The organism is Bacillus sp. EB106-04-04-XG123 (assembly GCF_058791855.1).
On sequence record NZ_JBYTDZ010000001.1, the window covers coordinates 650,911 to 668,524 of the forward strand.

Here is a 17,614-nt window from a genome sequence, read left to right on the forward strand (position 1 = left end):
CGGGGTTAGTTAAACATGGACACATTACTCATCCTTACCATACTTATTGTCATTTGTGCACTTGCTTTTGATTTCATTAACGGGTTCCACGATACAGCAAATGCCATTGCGACTTCAGTTTCAACGAAGGCATTAAAGCCTAGACATGCAATTATCATGGCAGCGTTCATGAACTTCTTAGGAGCAATGACATTTACAGGTGTGGCAAAATCCATTACAAAAGATATCGCAGATCCATTTACACTTCAAAACGGCTCTGTTGTGATCTTGGCTGCTTTAATTGCCGCCATCACATGGAACTTGCTTACTTGGTATTACGGGATTCCGAGTAGTTCTTCACATGCACTAATCGGATCAATTGCAGGAGCGGTTATTGCCTCTGCTGGTTTTGGCGCTTTAAACTATTCGGGATTCATTAAAATCATTCAAGCCCTTTTGCTTTCACCTATCCTAGCTTTCGTATTGGGATATATCGTGTATACCATTATCAAAATTATATTTAGAAACAACAATCTCGCAAAAACAAATAAACAATTCCGACGTGTTCAAATTTTAACGGCTGCACTGCAATCGTATACCCATGGAACAAACGATGCGCAAAAAGCGATGGGAATTATTACGATGGCTTTAATTGCAGGTAATTTGCATACAACAGACGACATTCCTTTCTGGGTACAATTCTCTTGTGCGCTTGCAATGGGACTCGGTACTTCTATTGGCGGCTGGAAGATTATCAAAACAGTCGGCGGTAAAATTATGAAAATTCGTCCAGTAAACGGAGTATCTGCCGACTTAACGGGTGCAGCTATTATCTTCGGTGCGACGTTTATTCACTTACCTGTTAGTACCACTCACGTGATCTCATCTTCTATTCTAGGTGTAGGTTCTGCACACAGAGTCAAAGGGGTAAACTGGGGTACGGCAAAACGTATGCTTGTCACTTGGGTGATTACATTACCGATTTCAGGAACTCTAGGAGCTCTTATATACTTTGTGTTAAATGCGATTCTCTAATTTCAAAGACCTGTCTGACAGGTCTTTTTTTATTTGTCTGCACACTTAAATATCCTTTCCCCGCAGGACATTTTTTCATGAAGCAGGGTTTCCAATCATATCCATAGAAATAAACAAGTATTCATCTGTCTATGGGAGAGAAGAACATGCTATTATTTTTTCAATTGACTGTATGGTTATTGCTAGGTGCTCTTGCTGTGTATGTATTTGCGGTATGGCGCTTTGAACAAAAAGTAAAAGAAAAGATGTTTGCCATTCGTAAAACGTGGTATTGGATTTATGTAGCGGGTGCTGTCGTGTACTGGACAAATGATCCTTCTTCTATCTTCACTGATTGGATGCACTACTTGATCATTGCCGTTTTTTTCGCATTAACCGATGCTTTCATCTTTCTTAGCTCCTATATTAAGAAACTCGGAAATCATGAGCTGGAAACCGACACCCATCAACTCCTTGAACAAAATAACGATCTGCTTCATTCTTACCTTAATAAACTAAAAACGTACCAATACCTATTGAAAAATGAACCGATCCATGTATATTATGGAAGTGTAGAGGCATATATAGAGGGAATTGAGCGGCTGATTTATTCTTTTGCCGACAAGATGAATATTCAAGCGGTGCTTTGTCCATACGATACGCAGGAACAAAAAGATGACCTGCTTCGGACACTTGACCAGCGGGCTCTCATTCAGGCGAAGCTTGACAGGCAGGAAGTATATTATGATGATTTTGGTCATTTGGTGCTCATCCCATTTTCTGTAGCAGAAGCTCATTTTGTCATTAAGCTCACCTCCGATGAGATTGTCACGGAGTTCGACTATTTATTAATGACATCACTTACAACAATTTATGACCTAATCTTGCCTGACGAAGAGGAAGGTGATGAAGATGGACCACGCACTTCAAGGGGATAACAACAATCCTAAGAAAAACCCTTTTAAAATTTTAAAGAAAAAACGCCATATCAGTATGGCCGATTATAAGGTAAGCCCCCATACTGAGCGAATTTTTAAAAAGAATGAACAGCTTCTCGATGAGTATAAAAACAAAAAGGCTTGATTACACTAAAGGACGCGGAACGAAATCCGCGTCCTGATTCCATTTTTTCATAGACTTGCATACAATACGCTATACGCTGCAACGATTGAGGTGCCAAAATGAAAAAGAAAATCAAACAACTAAGATATGTTCAGTTTGCCGAATATCAGCCATCCCCATATACTAGGCGATTAATTGAAAAAAGTGAAACAGCCATCCAATCATACAAACAGAAACACTCACTGATTTAATAGTTTAAGCAGCTTTTCCTTCGTTTTAGGACCGTATACCCCATCACTTGTCAGACCGTTCACCAGCTGAAAGCGTGCCACGGCATTCGCCGTTTTTTCTCCGTAAACACCATCGATGCCTTTATCTGCAGCCGATTTATCAGGATAAAAATAAACGGCAGCAAGCGCTTTTTGGACGAGGCGTACGTGCTCTCCCTTCGTTAGAGGCGAAGTCACCTTTAAAATCCCATCCGGCAGCTCATACATCATTTTTCCATCATTTCGATAAATTTTAAGAACCTGTCCAATTTGAATCTTGTTCGGGTCGCTAATGTTATTCCACTTCTGTAGATCCTGAACTGTGACGTCATGAGCTTTAGCAATACTCGTTAACGTATCCCCGCTTTTGACGACATACGTGATGACCGTCTCAGGGTCTCCTGCCGTTTCAATTCCTTTTTTAAATTCATCCCATGTAGCAAGAAGCAGGCGTGGACATGCTTTTCCAGACCAGTGCTGATGTGTAACCACGTTAGCTAGTGGAATGTTATGTTCTTTCAGCAGCTTTTGGATGAGCCATTGCGCATGTTTGACCGCTTGCTGGAAATTCCCATCTTCATTTTCACAAATTTCAATGCCGATCGACTTTCGATTACCATTGCCTTGTCCGTCCCCTGCATGCCAGCCATTTTCATTTAACGGCAGATGCTGAAAAATTTCATGATCATCCACTGTAAAGTGCCAGCTCACCTCTGTCGTTGGGCGTTTCACATATGCCGCATGACTTTTCGCATCCGCTCCTTTTGATGTGTTTGCTGTGTTATGCACCGTCACATACATCGGTGTCATGGCGTATCCTGGGCGGTTTCCGTTTCCAACTGGAATAAAATCTTGATAAATTTCTACCATGTTCTGCACTCCCTTTTGCTAGATTGAATTGATCTTTCTCATCAATTGGTGGCGTTCGTAAGACAACATGAGTTTGTTTTAGTGATAAGACTATGGTAAAATTTGAATTCAATCACTCATTTTAGTAGTGGAAAACGTAAAAATGAAGAAAAAAACAGGAATTAATTCCATTTTTCCTTGATTTTATGTTAAAATTGTTAAAAATAAGCCGATAATAAAAGTAAGCAATAGCTCAATTAGCTATTTAGTCCTATATGGACTTTTCTTTTACGCCAAAAACAGAACATACGTTTGCTTGGAGGTTTTTAAATGACTGGATTTTTAACCCATTTAGAAGAAGAGATTAAACGGTTATATGCCAAACTACAAATAAGCGGTCCTGCTTATAGAGACATGCAAAGGATCGCTTCTGAATTTCATGTATGGGTCCACTATGAGGATACTGGCAGCATGATGATCAAACATCAAGGTCTTTACAGTATTATATTAAACAGATCTCTATCATCAGAGGAACAATGGCAGGATTTTGCCCACGAGCTTTGTCATGTGCTCAAGCATGCAGGCAATCATTTCAAGATGCACAAACTCTTTCGAGAACTGCAAGAGTTTCAGGCTAAACAATTTATGTATCACTTTTGTGTACCGACCTTTATGCTGATGCAAATGAAGCTTCCAAACCTTCGGCAGCAAGCCATTTTACACATTGCGCAAACATTTCACGTCACCTGGGCTTTTGCTGAAAAGCGGCTTGCCTTATTCGAACAGCGGAAAGCAGGCATTCGCTTTCAACAAGAGTTTACATCTTATTTAATGAAAGCCGAAAAGGTCGCGGAAAAAGAAGCTGTTTATCAAACGTAAGCCTCTCTGCATAGGGGAACAGGCGTTTATTCATACAGGTTTAATACTTGCTTGAGTACATTTGTGTACCGATAAAATTGCTCATTTTGCGTTTCGCGGCGATAGCGCCGTCTGAAGTCTTGAAAGAATGCTCTTCTTTGCGCCTGACTGATTTCAAGTTGTACACTTTTTCCCGTCAGACATTGATTATTGATATTATGAGGATGTGTTCCAGAATAACGATCAGATTCAGATAGCAGCACTGCTTGGAAGCCATTAAGCGTTAAACGTTTCACTGTTTCCGCCGCTCTTTCTCTGTCTGTCCCGCCCACTAATGTTTGAAGCATCTCCGTTTCCCCGTAGCCATGGAGCGCAAACGTGTAATGATGGGTATGCACTAGAGAAAGGCAGACCGGCTCATCGAAACGTGTGCTTGTAATGTGAAGCACATGATTGCCTTTCACTTTAAGGCCTTCAAATAAATACATAGACTGATTACTTGCGATTTCATGAATGAGCTCACTCACGCCAGATTCAATTCCTCCGGCATGAGGGGATAAAACCAAAAGCTGGTCACCTTTCCGCTCGTGAAGAATTTGATAATCGATTCCTTCTCTTTCATGAGCGGAAAGCTCTTCGTAACTTTGATATGTATCAATGAATTGCGTCATTCCATCCTCCCCATTTCTCTATATGAGCATAAGTCTACTGATCTTAAATTCTTTTGTAAAGGGATTTCGAATGACCTATCGACATGAAACATCCTTAAATTTTCCTTATCTTTACGGCTATCTGTTGAATTTTGAGAAAAAATGACCGATAATTGAAATGAATAGAACTTTTGGACTATATGAATCTTTTTGCATTCTCTCTCATAAATTAGAAATATTGTGATCTACATCTGGAGGAATTCATGTTAAAAAAGAAAACCACCATCACCCTTGTCATCTTATTCCTTAGCTTCGCTGGTATCATTTACTGGAAATGCTTTTCTCTTCAAGGCGTATCTCACGGAACCTTTATCCGCTCGATGACTTCACCTGACGGAACATATATCATCAACACCTATCGACATAGCGGAGGGAAACTAAAGGAGAACGCAGTTAGAGCAGAAATTGAAAACAAACTCACCCACCGAAAAAAAACGATTTACTGGAAATACCCTGATAAAGACCCCCTCATTAAATGGAAAAATGGACAGCTTGTTCAAATTGGGCATGAATTTTTAAATGTGGTAAAGGGTGAAACATACGATTATCGCTTTGATCGGAACACAAGAAAATAGCGTATTAAAAAAACGAATCCCTTTTGGATTCGTTTTTTACGTTGACATCACATGCTGCATAAATTCTTTCATTTCTTTACTTACGATCGTCAGTCGTTCCACAATTTCACTAAACTCTGTTACAAGTAAAGCCTGCTCTGATGATGAACCTTTCATATGGTCCATACTCTCAAGTAATGTATGTATATTGGAGGAAATTCCTTGCAAAGAGCTTTCGATATTTTCTGTTGCACGTGAAGTTTCACTTGAAAGCTTTTGAACCTCACTGGCTACAACACTAAAACCAGCCCCTTCTTTTCCTGCCCTGGCTGCTTCAATTGACGCATTCAATCCTAGCAAACTCGTTTGTTTCGAAATACCTTTAATCATTTTTGTAATATCAGATGTTTTTTTCGAGCTTTCAAGTGTTTGCTGCGTTTGTAAGGTCATTTCCTCACTTGTCGCAGAAAGCTCCTCTGAATGCGCCGCCACCACATGCACCTTTTCTTGAATACTATGAATGATGTCATTTAATGACTCCATATACGCTTCAAGCTCTAATTGATTTTTAATCGGAAAACCTAAAGCGAGTGCACCAATAACCTGTTGATTTTCATCAAAAATTGGCAAACCCATTGCATTTAACGGTATTCCATAGACCGATTCAGGTACAAACGTACTTGATGTTTCACCTCTGAGCGCTTTTTTCATATTTAAATCATCTGGTTTAATAAGTTCTCCAGCACGAATTTGAAAATCTACATCTTTCGATGGCAAATACAGCAAGAATTTCTCTCGATCAATGACACCCATCGTCACTTCGTTTTTTAAAATCTGCATCATATAAGGTGCTGCTGTCACAATACTCTGTAGTATATCCAATTTCTCTACCCCCTTATATAGTTTATCGGTCGTTCTTCTTAAATTAATAGTTACTTTTTAAAAATAATAATAATGATTGAAGAAATTCTTCATATTTACGAGTAAAAAGAAGTACGTTTCCTTTCTATATTCAAGCGGAAATTTGCTATAATTAATGAATCAACATATGATGAAATGGTCATGTAACCATTTTGTGTATTCAATGGAGGCGCATGTTTTGACACAACCCATGAAATATGAGCGGGCAATCGTCATTGGCGGAGGTATCACTGGGATGCTCGCTGCAAAAGTTTTATCAACGTTTTATCATCAAGTATTGATTATTGAAAAGGATGAACTGCCGGACTCTCCTGAGAATCGTCTCGGCACTCCTCAAGCCTTTCATCCACATAGAATGCTGCCACTTGGCAAGCAAATCGTTGAACGTCTATTTCCTGGTTATACAAAAGAGTTACTGGCAATGGGCGGATTTAATACCATGCATCAAACCTCTCGATTTATCACAAAAGATGGCGAATTAACGCTCACTGATAGAGAAGAAACCGCCGTCACAAGACGCGCAATGCTAGAGTGGGTATTGATGCAAAGAATGGTAACAGAGGAACGCGTGCAGTTTTTAGAAAAACATGAAGCCATCTCCCTTCAGTTTAAAGAGGGAACTAATCAAGTCATGGGGCTTATCGTGAAGGACCGGCAAGTAAAACCTGGCAGCATTCATGAAATGAAAGCAGACTTAGTGATCGATACGTCTGGAAGAATGTCTAAGTTGCCAAAATGGTTGAAAGACGCTGGATTAACCTTGCCACAGACTGATGAGTTAAGTGTGTTTCTAGGCTACAGCACAAGATATTATCAAATACTATCAGGTGCGCCACCCCTGCAATCAATGGTCGTAGTTGGCCAGCCAGACAAGCAAATCCCAACAGGGCTGTTTGAACGGGTTGATCATGATTTAGTAGCTGTGCTTCTTTCTGCAGCCGGCGGTTCACATTATCCAACAACGGATGCTGATCAGTTTGATTCAGAAACCGCTGCTCTGAGCGATCCCGCGATAGCAGAAGCCATCACCCATTTAACGCCCTTTACAAAACCAAAAGGATTTAGAGTTCCTTCTTGCGTGAGACATCACTATGAACAAATGCAGGATTGGCCAAGTGGATTATTGGTGATGGGCGATTCCTTGTGTACGTTAGATCCCATTCATGGGCAGGGCATGACCAAAGCAGCTCTTGAAGCACAAACACTTGACCGTATGCTCAAACAAGCACAAAAAAATGAGCGGCTGTCTTTTGAAAAGGACACATTACAACAAATGCAGCACGCGAGTGAACTTGGCTGGTGGCTTTGTGCAATTGCTGATATGGCTTGGGACGGTGTTGAGTTAAAAGGAGAAACAACCATACCCCACTTGACGTTCGTACAGGAATTTTTAAATCGCTACGTACAATACGCCATTGTCACAAAACAGCCTGAACGTCTTGAGGTGTATCACCGAATGCATTCTTTCTTAACAGAACCGAGAGAAATCATCAACTTAGAACAGCTGCACGACATGATTCAAGCTGACACCTCAGGAGAAACCGCCGAATGGTGGAAGCAATGGGATCAAAAGAACGATGAAGGCAACCGAGCTTTTTTCCATGAAGCGGTTCCTGACTTTCGTCTAGAGCACTTGCTGTCATTTGATTGAACTAAAAAAAGCCCCTTTATTGGGGCTTTTTCATTAACGTAATAATTGAAGTACGTTTTGTGGCTGTTGGTTTGCTTGTGCTAACATTGCTTGAGATGCTTGAGAAAGAATGTTGTTCTTTGTGAACTCACTCATTTCTTTCGCCATGTCAACGTCACGGATACGAGACTCAGCAGCTGTTAAGTTTTCAGCAGAAGCACCAAGGTTGTTGATTGTGTGCTCTAGACGGTTTTGGACTGCACCTAGTTTAGAACGTTGATCAGAAACTTGTTTGATTGCTCCATCAATGATTGCTAATTGGTCGTTAAATCCACCTTCTTCATCTGCTGCAATTTCGGCGAAATCAGTTACTTTAATAGTAGAAACTGTTTTATCCTCAACTCCAAGTTTATCAGCAGACATTGCTTCAATATGAACTGACAATTGCTGCGCACCGTTAGCTCCAATTTGGAAAGTAAGTTTCTTCGCTTCTCCGCCTTCTGGTTCAGCAGCAAAAGTACCATCAAGAAGTTTCTTTCCATTGAATTCAGTACGGTCAGAAATACCGTTCTTATCTGTACCGTTACCAATTTCTTGAACTAGCGCATCAATTTCTTCTTGAATCGCACCTAGATCTGTATCATCCTGAGTACCTGTGTTTCCAGCTTGAACGACTAGTTCACGAACACGTTGAAGGATTGAGTGAGTTTCAGTCAATGCTCCCTCAGCAGTTTGAATAAGAGAAATACCGTCTTGTGCATTTTTCGTCGCCATTTCTAATCCGCGGATTTGTCCACGCATTTTTTCAGAGATTGCAAGACCTGCTGCGTCATCTCCTGCACGGTTGATTTTAAGACCAGAAGAAAGCTTTTCCATGTTCTTTTGTCCTGCCCCATTGTTTGCAGACAAACGGTTTAGTGTGTTAAGTGCTGCGATATTGTGGTTAATTCTCATGTTAAATGACCTCCATGTGTTTGAACCAATTGGACGTCCTTATCCAAAAGTTCTAAATTAAAATTTTTTTGTAAGCCTTACAATCCATTTATCGAACTTAACTGGGATATGTTTAACAAAAAAGGGATAAATAAGAATAAAGTCTCATTCACTATGATCGTTTCGCTAGAGCATGCCAAATTTAAAGGTCATTTTTCATGATTTATCAGAGGGATTTAAGAATCATAAGAGTGGAGGTAATTCGAAGAAAACAACATAAAAAAAGCCCCATAAAGGGGCCTGTCATTAACGTAGTAATTGAAGTACGTTTTGTGGCTGTTGGTTCGCTTGTGCAAGCATTGCTTGAGACGCTTGAGAAAGAATGTTGTTCTTTGTGAACTCACTCATTTCTTTCGCCATATCAACGTCACGGATACGAGACTCAGCAGCTGTTAAGTTTTCACCAGAAGCACCAAGGTTGTTGATTGTGTGCTCTAGACGGTTTTGGACCGCACCTAATTTAGAACGTTGATCTGAAACTTGTTTAATTGCATTATCAACGATATCAAGCTGATCATCGAAACTAGTAGTTGCAAAATCAGTCACTTTAATAGCAGATACTGTTTTAGTAGCATCAGTAGGGTCTGTTCCAAGTTTATCAGCAGACATTGCTTTGATGTTTACATCTAATTTTTGCGCTTTGTTTGCACCGATTTGGAAAGTTAATGTAGCTGTTTCAAAGTCACCATTCAACAATTTTTTACCGTTGAATTCAGTACGATCAGAAATACCATTTCCATCCGTACCACCGCCAATCTCTTTGACAAGGTTACTGATTTCTTCTTGAATTGCACCAAGGTCTGTTCCATCTTGTGTACCAGTATTTCCAGCTTGAACCACTAGTTCACGAACACGTTGAAGAATCGCATGAGTTTCAGTCAATGCACCCTCAGCTGTTTGGATAAGAGAGATACCGTCTTGTGCGTTTTTAGAAGCCATTTCTAATCCACGGATTTGTCCACGCATTTTTTCAGAGATTGCAAGACCTGCTGCGTCATCTCCTGCACGGTTGATTTTAAGACCAGAAGAAAGTTTCTCCATGTTCTTTTGGCTTGCACCGTTGTTTGCAGACAAACGGTTTAATGTGTTAAGTGCTGCGATATTGTGGTTAATTCTCATTTCCTATTACCTCCATGTATGTGGGACCTGACAGACGTCCTTATCTGAAAAAAGCCCTTGATTCTAGAATTTATCTATCCTAACAATTATTTTATCGGATTGTTTTGTAGGAAGTTTAACACTTTTTTAATATTTATTTATTAATTTATCCGCCTTAATTCATTATTTAGTTCTATGTAAAAGACATATTGTGTGCTCCGTTTAAAATACTAGTTCTTCTTTTCTTACTTTTAATTTAAAATATAACTGCGCACCAAGTGGCTCTCACATGATATTTTTCAAGATTTGCTTTTTTCAAATGTCAGTGACATAAAAAAGCCCCTTAAAGGGGCCTTTCATTAACGTAGTAATTGAAGTACGTTTTGTGGCTGTTGGTTCGCTTGTGCAAGCATTGCTTGAGACGCTTGAGAAAGAATGTTGTTCTTAGTGAACTCACTCATTTCTTTCGCCATATCAACGTCACGGATACGAGACTCAGCAGCTGTTAGGTTTTCACCAGAAGCACCAAGGTTGTTGATTGTGTGCTCTAGACGGTTTTGAACTGCACCGAGTTTAGAACGTTGGTCAGATACTTGTTTGATCGCCCCATCAACGATATCTAATTGATCATCAAAAGAAAGTGCGCCAGCAGCAGCTGGATCAGCAAATTGTGTTACATCGATGTCAGCTACTGCGTGGTCTGCAATAAGAGCACCTGTACCGGGATCAACCGCACCAAGTGCTGTAGAAGACATTGCTTCAATATTAACTTCTAATTTTTGTGCTTTATTTGCACCAATTTGGAAAGTTAATGATTTTGGTGTAGCACCAGCTGCGCTGAACGTACCGTCAAGTAATTTCTTTCCGTTAAATTCTGTACGATCAGAGATACCGTTTTTATCAGTACCATTTCCAATTTCTTGGACAAGGTTCTTGATTTCCTCTTGAATTGCACCAAGATCTGTATCGTCTTGTGTACCCGTGTTTCCAGCTTGAACCACTAGTTCACGAACACGTTGAAGGATTGAGTGAGTTTCAGTCAATGCACCCTCAGCCGTTTGGATAAGAGAGATACCGTCTTGTGCGTTTTTAGTAGCCATTTCTAATCCGCGGATTTGTCCACGCATTTTCTCAGAGATCGCAAGACCTGCTGCGTCATCTCCTGCACGGTTGATTTTAAGACCAGAAGAAAGTTTCTCCATGTTCTTTTGGCTTGCACCGTTGTTTGCAGATAAACGGTTTAATGTGTTAAGTGCTGCGATATTGTGGTTAATTCTCATTTGTTATTACCTCCATGTATATGGGACCTGACAGACGTCCTTGTCTGAAAAAAGTCCTTTATTCTAGGGCTTTACAACCCTGACAATTCTTTTATCGGATTATTTCATAGGAAGTTTAACATTTTTTAATATTTATTGATCAATTTTACATATCTTTATTCACTATTTAGTTTCACAAAAATTTCTATTATGCTATTCGTTCAAGTGATGAGCACATAGCCTGTATTAAAATGAATAGGAACAAAATAAAAAAGCCCCATAAAGGGGCCTGTTATTAACGAAGTAATTGAAGTACGTTTTGTGGCTGTTGGTTCGCTTGTGCAAGCATTGCTTGAGAAGCTTGAGAAAGAATGTTGTTCTTTGTGAACTCACTCATTTCTTTCGCCATGTCAACGTCACGGATACGAGACTCAGCAGCTGTTAAGTTTTCAGAAGATGCACCAAGGTTGTTGATTGTGTGCTCTAGACGGTTTTGGACTGCACCAAGTTTAGAACGTTGGTCTGAAACTTGTTTGATCGCACCATCTACGATGTCTAGTTGTTGATCAAATGTAAGTGTTGGTGTAGCAGCAGCGAATTGTGTAACATCAATATTAGAGACTGCTTGACCCGCTACAAGAGTTCCATTATTAAGAGCCCCTAGTTTGTCAGAAGACATTGCTTCAATATTTACATCTAATTTTTGTGCTTTATTTGCACCGATTTGGAATGTTAAAGTAGCTGTACCATTAGCAAAATCACCATTCAACAATTTTTTACCGTTGAACTCAGTACGATCAGAGATACCATTTTTATCAGTGCCGTTACCAATTTCTTGAACTAGGTTATTAATTTCTTCTTGAATTGCACCAAGGTCAGTTCCATCTTGTGTACCAGTATTTCCAGCTTGAACTACAAGCTCACGTACACGTTGAAGGATTGAGTGAGTTTCAGTCAATGCGCCTTCAGCTGTTTGGATAAGAGAGATACCGTCCTGCGCGTTTTTAGAAGCCATTTCTAAACCGCGGATTTGACCACGCATTTTTTCAGAGATCGCTAGACCTGCTGCGTCATCTCCTGCACGGTTGATTTTAAGACCAGAAGAAAGTTTCTCCATGTTCTTTTGGCTTGCACCGTTATTTGCAGACAAACGGTTTAATGTGTTAAGTGCTGCGATATTGTGGTTAATTCTCATTTTCTATTACCTCCATGTATGTGGGACCTGACAGACGTCCTTGTCTGAAAAAAGTCCTTTATTCTAGGGCTTATCAACCCTGACAATTCTATTATCGGATGTGGTTATAGGATGTTTAGCAGATTTTTTAAAAGATATCACATATTTTCATGACGTTAATCCTAATTTCAACAATTTTATAAAAATAAAAGCTGCTGATCTCTTATCAGCAGCTTTATCATTTATGAATTTCAGTATTGCTTGATATCAAACATTAAGATATTTTGGTACACAACGTAATCCTTCTTACTTGTGAAAGGACCTTTATTGTGTTCGTCATTGATTTCATAGAAGTTCATGCCAATTCCAAAACTTCTCTCTTTATACCAGTTTAGAAAATCGTTGATTTCTTTCATTGAAAGCAAATAATCCTTTTGCAGCCCGTTTATCATGGTAATTGAAAGTATACCTTTTGTTGATTCTTCACCAGGTTTTGTCCCGTCTTGATCTTTCGGTTCTTCGGTTGTGCCATCACCCGGCTTTGTCCCGTCTTGATCTTTCGGTTCTTCAGTTGTGCCATCACCCGGCTTTGTCCCGTCTTGATCTTTCGGTTCTTCGGTTGTGCCGTCACCCGGCTTTGTTCCGTCTTGATCTTTTGGTTCTTCGGTTGTGCCGTCACCCGGCTTTGTTCCGTCTTGATCTTTTGGTTCTTCGGTTGTGCCGTCACTTGGTTTTGTTCCGTCCTGATCTTTTGGTTCTTCGGTTGTGCCATCATCTGGCTTTGTTTCACCTTCAGCAATTTGCAAATCTTTTAGTGAGATAGAAATCACTGATTTGTAATCACTTTTAATCGATTTTGAATAATAATTTTGCATGAAATTTCGTCCACCTATGATATATATGGTATCCTCAATCGTTACAGCACTTGAACCTACTCTAGCTTCAGGTAATTTAATCGAGCTTCGTTTCACAGAATTCGTTTTAGCATCATAAAACTGTGTGTATGGTGATAATGTACTGTCTTTGTCATCATACTGACCTCCAGCCATGAACAATTTTCCCTGATATGTTGTAAATGCAGCCCCTAGTTGATAAAACTTTAACTGTGATTTTGTTTGTACCCATTGATTTGTTTCAATGTTGTATTCATATACTTGGGAATTTTTGTGATTACTAACTGTTCTTTCTCCACCTGTAGCATAAATTTTGTTGTCAACGACTTCTGACATGGACATACCAGTAAATTGCTGAGGAAACATTTTTAATTGTTGCCATTTATCTGTTTTTGTATCATAACTATAAAAATTATGTTCTTGATAAGGACTTTTATTCGTTGCAAGAATATAAATCTTATCATTTACAACACTTGCACTTATGTCACCTTTTGTCACAGCATAGTATGGTATATTAATCGGTGTTTCTGCCCATGTATCTAATTCTGCATCATAAATATCAATCGTATTTGTGCTATCTTGATATGCTCCTCCAATGACAAATACTTTTTTACCTATCGCCACTGCCGTACTATCTGTTCTTTCTCTAGGCATGTCAGCTTTTGAGCTCCACTCATCTTTGTGAGGATCGTACATGTAGGTATTTTTATTACTATATGCCTTTTCACTACTTCCCCCAAAAACAAAAATCTTCCCATCTACTACTGCGGAACTAGAATGAAGTCTCTCTTCCGGTAAATCCGCTCGCTTCGTCCACCCATTTGTCTCAGCTGCATGAGCTTTTAACGGATGAATTGTGACCATCATAAAAATAGTCAAAAGCACTAAACATAAACTTTTTTTCATCGTTTCTTTCCTCCATATCTTAAATATCCCTCCTTTTATCGACATATTTGTAATAAAATTTAATTTTTATCATTGTACGCCAGAACAAATATCCTCAAATTGCACTGTTATTTACCCTCACACATACATCACCGGCGTTGATATTTTAATAATCTTCCCGCCTCGACGATAAAATCTAGGAACGCGGCGGCTTAAGGTGGCGACAACCTCGTAGTTGATCGTATTGAGCATTTCCGCGACTTCGTCGACAGAAATTTCTCCGTCCTTTTGACGGCCGTAAATAACGACTTCCTCGCCTTCTTTTGCTTTCATTTCTCCTAAACTGATCATGGTCATATCCATTGTGACTCGGCCAGCAATCGGCATTCGTTTTCCGCGGAAAAGCATAAATCCTCTATTGGATAAAGCACGTGAATACCCATCTGCATAACCGATTGGTATGGTTGCTATAACTTCATCAGGTTTTGCTACATAGGTTGCCCCATAGCTGACGGTCCTTGGCTTTGTCACCATTTCCTTCACGAACGCAATCCTTGCTTTTAAACTGAGAGCGGGCTCTAGCTTAACAGCGTCTAAACTCTCAATGTATTGCGAGGGGTACAGTCCATATAGCCCGATGCCGAGCCGAATCATATCTGCACTAAATTCAGGAAATGCGATGGCAGCTGCTGTATTGTTCATATGTACCGTGGGCAATGTAATGCCTTGTTTTTTTAAGAAACGAAGAAAATCAATAAAAATGCTGTGCTGAAGCAGTGTGAAATCAGGGTCAGGCTCATCCGCAGTGGAAAAATGCGTAAATATTCCATCCCATCTCAGGTTTTCACTCTCTTCAAGCGCCCTCACCACCTCTAACAGCTCTTCCTTTGTCCGTACACCTAATCGTCCCATCCCAGTATCGACATTGACATGAATCCCAAGCCGGGGCAGACTTTCTTCTTCCGCTAAAATCTCATTTGCTTGAACAATCCAGTCTTCACGAAGGCCGGAGAGGTCAATTCTCCAGGTTGCAGCTCTTTTCACACAGTCGAGCGGGGTAAATCCAAGGACGAGAATCGGTGATTCAATTTTTGCTCTCCGCAATACAATGCCTTCTTCCAAGCTGGCAACTGCAAGCTCTGTCGCACCGCTTTCTAATGCCTGCCGCGCAACCTCCACGGAACCGTGCCCATATGCATTCGCCTTCACGACAGCCATGATCTTACTTTTCTTTGGAATATGCGCTTGAATGGCTTCGATATTTCTTTTAATCGCGTCAAGATTGACCTCGATCCAGACTTCCCTGCAAAGCTTTTGCATATATATTTCCTCCTCATCACATGAGTCATTTCAATATCAATGTGCGTTTCTTATCTAGTCTATCTTTATTCATTTTTGAGAAAAACATTCAACCGCAATGACTGGACCAGCTTTGACTTGATTGACATAAAAAAAGAAACCACCTCAAACTGTGATTTCTTCTTTATGAACAGTCATTTCATTAATCCTCAGATTTCATCATTGAATCAATTTCATGATAAATCTCCGCCAGATTTTCTCGTTCAGTCAAATATTCGGCAGTGCTCTTACGAACAGGCACATCAAATTTTAGAAAGGTGAGCGTGATCGTTGATGATTCCTGATCATTCATAGTTAATCTCAATTCAAGTGTCGAGATCTCTTCATTATTATCACTCTCAACAGATTGTTCAATCGGCACACCATCTTCTAACATGTCAACTTGTTTCAACTCTTTCGTGGAAAGCTCAGTAACATCAAACCTGAATTTTCGAGATGAGCCGCCAGGTTGATGTGTAATAAAGCGCATGACCTTTCGCACATCATCAATCGCAAAACCTTTATCCACATTTTGTGAAAAGATGTATGTTGATGCCTGAAAACCGTCTTCTTGAAAAAGCATCATCATTTTATCTAATAATATGTTTGGCTCATTCTTTTCTTTTTGTCTTTGTAATCTACCAGCTATGAATAAAATGACCATTCCCCCGATGATGCTGAGAGCCGTCCCCAACCCATTCCCTACATCTACGAAAACAGTAAAGCCTAAAATAGCAACAATATAAGCGATTACAATACCTATGATGAATACCACACCGAGCTCCTCCTGTCATGAATCTTCATTGTTATATTGGTTTAGCCATAGTATAGCATCTGGATTTTGATCGAGAAAAAACCTACTATAGACTAAACAGATACTACATTCATTTCACTCTTTAAATAGAAAGGATTTTTATGATGAACCTCTACACGACAGACAGAATCATTGATGCTCTTTATAAAGCCTGGTCCTCTCACTCTAGTTCAAAGTGGAGTAAAGACAACCCAGCCAACGGACAATGTGGCGTCACTTCTTTAGTCGTCCATGATCTTTTAGGCGGGAAAATAAACAAGACCGCGTTACCCAACGGATGGCACTTTTATAACATAGTGAATGGAACAAGAATCGACTTTACTTCTTCACAATTCTCTGAGGAAATCGTTTATATGGATGTACTTTCGAATCGAGAAGAAGCATTTAAGGATACGAATGAGGATCAATATCGATATTTAAAAGAAAGAGTCGTAGAATATTTAAACATATCATATTCATGAAAACAGACCATAAGAGGTCTGTTTTCATTGAAGTTTGATAAAGTGTTTAAAAGATAGGTAGTAAGAACTCACACACGCCTTCTTCTTCTCTATATCTCTCCATAATAGGTGCCTGACGCATGTTCAATTGATTGTGTTGGATCATTTGGGGAAATTGTTTCCAAAACAAATTCACTTTTTCGGTTGTATGTGTCACTGTAAACACAGCATACTTTCCCCCTTCAAAATGACCAGTCTGAACCATTTGATCATTTGTGAAATCTCTTTTTGTCATAAGCATGAGGTCATATCTGCATTTTTCTGATGGAATTTTTCCAGGATCATCTTGAGGAACACCATATATACCATATTCCTTTAATTCATCATTTAATTGATGTTGCTTGATCCATTTCTTAAATCTCTTCATCATCTCAAAATTCTCTTTGCTGCCATATGATCCTATATTTCTCATATACACCATTTTCATATTCGTTAACATTTCAATTTTGTAATTCATGATTTCCCTCCAACTCGTATTGGAAGACTGGCCAATCATTCCTTACAAACAACGGTAACATCCTTTAAAATAGAATGCAGTAGGATATTAAAAATAATGTAATGTATGATGGAAAATACATATTTTTCAAGATTTGAATCTTTTAAAAAAAGAACGGACAAAGGCCGCTCTCTTTCTATTACTATTCATTTTTTTGAAGGCTTAGCACATTGAAACTAAAAAAGCCATTTAAAAGGCTTTTTTTAGTTTAAGCAAAATAACCGATACTAGATGTATGTCCTCTTTGGGCTTCATTATGGATATCGTTAGACGAAACATAGCTAAAAGCACCTAACACACTGACAATTATAAATACGG

Annotated in this window: 18 protein-coding genes; 7 read left to right on the top strand and 11 right to left on the bottom strand. The window is 39.4% G+C overall.

Annotation, left to right across the window (positions count from 1 at the left end):
• The first annotated feature begins 15 nt into the window (after positions 1 to 15).
• The 3 genes from AC3WTB_RS03340 to AC3WTB_RS03350 all read left to right on the top strand — a co-directional run bounded on the left by AC3WTB_RS03340 (position 16) and on the right by AC3WTB_RS03350 (position 2,076).
• Positions 16 to 1,014 (top strand): inorganic phosphate transporter, encoded by a 999-nt coding sequence (locus AC3WTB_RS03340; protein WP_017359158.1) that lies wholly within the window; start codon positions 16 to 18, stop codon positions 1,012 to 1,014.
• A 146-nt stretch (positions 1,015 to 1,160) separates the two neighbouring features.
• Positions 1,161 to 1,931: a type II toxin-antitoxin system SpoIISA family toxin gene (locus AC3WTB_RS03345; protein ID WP_064498335.1), complete on the top strand. Its 771-nt coding sequence runs from the start codon at positions 1,161 to 1,163 to the stop codon at positions 1,929 to 1,931.
• Positions 1,906 to 2,076, top strand: coding sequence for a type II toxin-antitoxin system SpoIISB family antitoxin (locus AC3WTB_RS03350; RefSeq protein WP_024424961.1), 171 nt, complete (start codon positions 1,906 to 1,908; stop codon positions 2,074 to 2,076). The genes AC3WTB_RS03345 and AC3WTB_RS03350 overlap by 26 nt, the downstream gene beginning before the upstream one ends.
• 218 nt (positions 2,077 to 2,294) lie before the next feature.
• Here the strand turns inward: AC3WTB_RS03350 and AC3WTB_RS03355 are convergent, their stop codons facing one another.
• Positions 2,295 to 3,194 (bottom strand): N-acetylmuramoyl-L-alanine amidase, encoded by a 900-nt coding sequence (locus AC3WTB_RS03355; RefSeq protein WP_039177933.1) that lies wholly within the window; start codon positions 3,192 to 3,194, stop codon positions 2,295 to 2,297.
• A 309-nt stretch (positions 3,195 to 3,503) separates the two neighbouring features.
• On the opposite strand from AC3WTB_RS03355, the gene AC3WTB_RS03360 reads away from it, so the two are divergent.
• Complete coding sequence (locus AC3WTB_RS03360) at positions 3,504 to 4,052, top strand: ImmA/IrrE family metallo-endopeptidase (protein WP_024424963.1); 549 nt, start codon at positions 3,504 to 3,506, stop codon at positions 4,050 to 4,052.
• Between the two features lie 26 nt (positions 4,053 to 4,078).
• Here the strand turns inward: AC3WTB_RS03360 and AC3WTB_RS03365 are convergent, their stop codons facing one another.
• Positions 4,079 to 4,702 carry a poly-gamma-glutamate hydrolase family protein gene (locus tag AC3WTB_RS03365; RefSeq protein ID WP_492333300.1) on the bottom strand — a complete coding sequence of 208 codons (624 nt, stop codon included), beginning with the start codon at positions 4,700 to 4,702 and terminating at the stop codon, positions 4,079 to 4,081.
• 242 nt (positions 4,703 to 4,944) lie between these two features.
• Between AC3WTB_RS03365 and AC3WTB_RS03370 the strand changes: the two genes are divergently transcribed.
• Positions 4,945 to 5,316 carry a DUF5412 domain-containing protein gene (locus AC3WTB_RS03370; protein WP_492333301.1) on the top strand — a complete coding sequence of 124 codons (372 nt, stop codon included), beginning with the start codon at positions 4,945 to 4,947 and terminating at the stop codon, positions 5,314 to 5,316.
• A gap of 36 nt (positions 5,317 to 5,352) precedes the next feature.
• Here AC3WTB_RS03370 and AC3WTB_RS03375 read toward each other — a convergent pair whose 3' ends face one another.
• A complete protein-coding gene (locus tag AC3WTB_RS03375) occupies positions 5,353 to 6,177 on the bottom strand; it encodes a methyl-accepting chemotaxis protein (RefSeq protein ID WP_268474508.1) in 825 nt (274 codons plus the stop codon).
• A 217-nt stretch (positions 6,178 to 6,394) separates the two neighbouring features.
• Here AC3WTB_RS03375 and AC3WTB_RS03380 point away from each other — a divergent pair, with 217 nt between their 5' ends.
• Complete coding sequence (locus tag AC3WTB_RS03380; RefSeq protein WP_492333302.1) at positions 6,395 to 7,867, top strand: NAD(P)/FAD-dependent oxidoreductase; 1,473 nt, start codon at positions 6,395 to 6,397, stop codon at positions 7,865 to 7,867.
• 33 nt (positions 7,868 to 7,900) lie between these two features.
• Here the strand turns inward: AC3WTB_RS03380 and hag (AC3WTB_RS03385) are convergent, their stop codons facing one another.
• From hag (AC3WTB_RS03385) to AC3WTB_RS03415, 7 genes are all read right to left on the bottom strand, one after another.
• Positions 7,901 to 8,800: a flagellin Hag gene (gene hag, locus AC3WTB_RS03385; RefSeq protein ID WP_034623420.1), complete on the bottom strand. Its 900-nt coding sequence runs from the start codon at positions 8,798 to 8,800 to the stop codon at positions 7,901 to 7,903.
• A 285-nt stretch (positions 8,801 to 9,085) separates the two neighbouring features.
• On the bottom strand, positions 9,086 to 9,958 hold the full coding sequence (hag, locus tag AC3WTB_RS03390) for a flagellin Hag (protein ID WP_064498330.1): 873 nt from the start codon (positions 9,956 to 9,958) through the stop codon (positions 9,086 to 9,088).
• A 338-nt stretch (positions 9,959 to 10,296) separates the two neighbouring features.
• On the bottom strand, positions 10,297 to 11,217 hold the full coding sequence (gene hag / locus AC3WTB_RS03395) for a flagellin Hag (protein ID WP_008346310.1): 921 nt from the start codon (positions 11,215 to 11,217) through the stop codon (positions 10,297 to 10,299).
• A 274-nt stretch (positions 11,218 to 11,491) separates the two neighbouring features.
• Entirely contained in the window at positions 11,492 to 12,391 is a 900-nt protein-coding gene (gene hag, locus AC3WTB_RS03400) for a flagellin Hag (RefSeq protein ID WP_064498329.1), read from the bottom strand.
• Between the two features lie 230 nt (positions 12,392 to 12,621).
• Positions 12,622 to 14,169 carry a Kelch repeat-containing protein gene (locus AC3WTB_RS03405; RefSeq protein ID WP_492333303.1) on the bottom strand — a complete coding sequence of 516 codons (1,548 nt, stop codon included), beginning with the start codon at positions 14,167 to 14,169 and terminating at the stop codon, positions 12,622 to 12,624.
• A gap of 117 nt (positions 14,170 to 14,286) precedes the next feature.
• Positions 14,287 to 15,468, bottom strand: coding sequence for an alanine racemase (gene alr / locus AC3WTB_RS03410; RefSeq protein WP_492333304.1), 1,182 nt, complete (start codon positions 15,466 to 15,468; stop codon positions 14,287 to 14,289).
• 181 nt (positions 15,469 to 15,649) lie between these two features.
• Positions 15,650 to 16,261 (bottom strand): hypothetical protein, encoded by a 612-nt coding sequence (locus tag AC3WTB_RS03415; RefSeq protein WP_492333305.1) that lies wholly within the window; start codon positions 16,259 to 16,261, stop codon positions 15,650 to 15,652.
• Between the two features lie 143 nt (positions 16,262 to 16,404).
• On the opposite strand from AC3WTB_RS03415, the gene AC3WTB_RS03420 reads away from it, so the two are divergent.
• On the top strand, positions 16,405 to 16,761 hold the full coding sequence (locus AC3WTB_RS03420) for a YunG family protein (RefSeq protein ID WP_492333306.1): 357 nt from the start codon (positions 16,405 to 16,407) through the stop codon (positions 16,759 to 16,761).
• A 46-nt stretch (positions 16,762 to 16,807) separates the two neighbouring features.
• Here AC3WTB_RS03420 and AC3WTB_RS03425 read toward each other — a convergent pair whose 3' ends face one another.
• Complete coding sequence (locus AC3WTB_RS03425; protein WP_492333307.1) at positions 16,808 to 17,257, bottom strand: GyrI-like domain-containing protein; 450 nt, start codon at positions 17,255 to 17,257, stop codon at positions 16,808 to 16,810.
• Positions 17,258 to 17,614 lie beyond the last annotated feature (357 nt).